At 45.5% G+C, this 1,685-nt stretch carries 1 protein-coding gene; it reads left to right on the top strand.

What is annotated here, in order from left to right; genetic code table 11:
* Nucleotides 1-140: 140 nt before the first annotated feature.
* Nucleotides 141-1,574, top strand: coding sequence for an ISLre2 family transposase (locus FGQ85_RS18130; protein WP_171028018.1), 1,434 nt, complete (start codon nucleotides 141-143; stop codon nucleotides 1,572-1,574).
* Nucleotides 1,575-1,685 lie beyond the last annotated feature (111 nt).

Here is a 1,685-nt window from a genome sequence, read left to right as displayed (position 1 = left end):
GTTAGTGTATAATTATTATTGGCAAAAATAGGAATTTTTCCTAAATAAAAAGGGAAGCAGAGAAAATCCCTACTTCCCAATCATACAGTTTTTCTTTATGATGTTAGTTGCAAAATAAAACACGTAAAGGAGACTGTATGATGAAATCTATTGTAGAGGAAAAGCTGGTATCTTTCAAGACCCTGGAGCAGAAAGTTTTTGCGTATGTCTGTGAGTTGGGCAGGATGATCACCCAGGTCATTCTGGAAAACTACGATGATGAACTGGCGAAAGAAAGAGACAAAAAGTTATACAGAGACAAAGGGAAACGGGAAACTTCGATCAAAACCGTATATGGGGAAGTAACCTATTCCCGAAGAGTCTACCGGACAGAACAGGAGGACGGAAGGATTGCCCATATTTACCTTCTGGATCAGGCGATGCAGATGGAGAAGATCGGGCTGATCTCTACCAATCTTGCAGAAAAGATTGCACTGACTGTAACGGAATCCCCATATCGTGTCAGCGCAGAAGTGATCAGTGATACCTGCGGACAGACGATCAGCCATGGAGGTGTCTGGAACCTGATTCAGGAGCTGGGGGAACGAATCAGCGAAGAAGAGGACTACGCGGTAAAGCAGATGGAAGCAGACCAGGCAGAAGGAGAAAAGGCAGTCGGGATCCTTTTCGAAGAAATGGATGGCGTATGGCTAAGGATGCAGGATTCCGGACATAAGAAGGCGCCAAAACAGGAGATGAAGGTTTTCACGATGTATGAAGGATGGGACAAAGACAGTCCGAAAAGAAGCCGCCTGGTGAATAAGAAGATGTTGGCCGGAATGGAAAAAAGCAGCCGGTTCCATCAAAAACGGGAGGCGCTGATCGAAAAGATTTACGATGCAGATGAGATTGGCCGGCGGATTCTAAACGGAGATGGAGGAAGCTGGATTAAAGAGATCTATGACCCGGAAGCCCTCTTCCAGCTGGACCGGTTCCACATCTATAAGGAGATCAAAAAGAAGATCCGGGATACAGAAGCCCAGGAACAGATCAAAGAACTTCTGGAGCAGAAGAAAGTAGATGAAATGCTGGAATATATCCAGGTCTATGCCGACAGCATAGAGAGTGATGATCCGAAAGAAAAAGGGAGCAGGAATGCAAGGGAACTATACAAGTATCTGGGGAATAACCGGGAGGGATTGATCCCGTATCGGGAAAGAGGGATTGAGCTGCCTGAAGCACCGGAGGGGATCGTGTATAAGAATATGGGAGTGCAGGAGAACCAGAACTGTACGGCGATCACCATGCGGATGAAGCACCGGAGGATGAGATGGTCCGTGCATGGGGCGAATAACATGGCGAAAGCCCTGTACCGGAAAGAGAACAGGGAACTGATCGATACAATTGAACGGTATACGGATGGAGAAATATTCACCATGCAGATGGAAGAAATCGTCAAAACGCTGAGCGCGGCGAGAGCGCCAAAGAAGGATGGAAAAGGGAATCCATATGTAGAGACGATTACGCATCATATGCCGCTATTGGACGCAATGCGGACAGCATCGAGGAAAGCCCTTGCAAGAGCATTCTGTTAAAAAGAAACATAAAATGATCAGATAAAGTCCGAGCTGAATTGTCTGAAAATAAAAGAAATAAACTGATATCAAAAAAAGAAGAAAAAGTGCCAACGATTACTTGACACATAC

This window comes from Pseudoflavonifractor sp. BSD2780061688st1 E11 (assembly GCF_005844125.1).
Taxonomy (GTDB): Bacteria; Bacillota; Clostridia; order Lachnospirales; family Lachnospiraceae; genus Sellimonas; species Sellimonas catena.
Note: the sequence above shows the minus strand (reverse complement) of the source record. Positions and strands in the feature narration are given on the sequence as shown.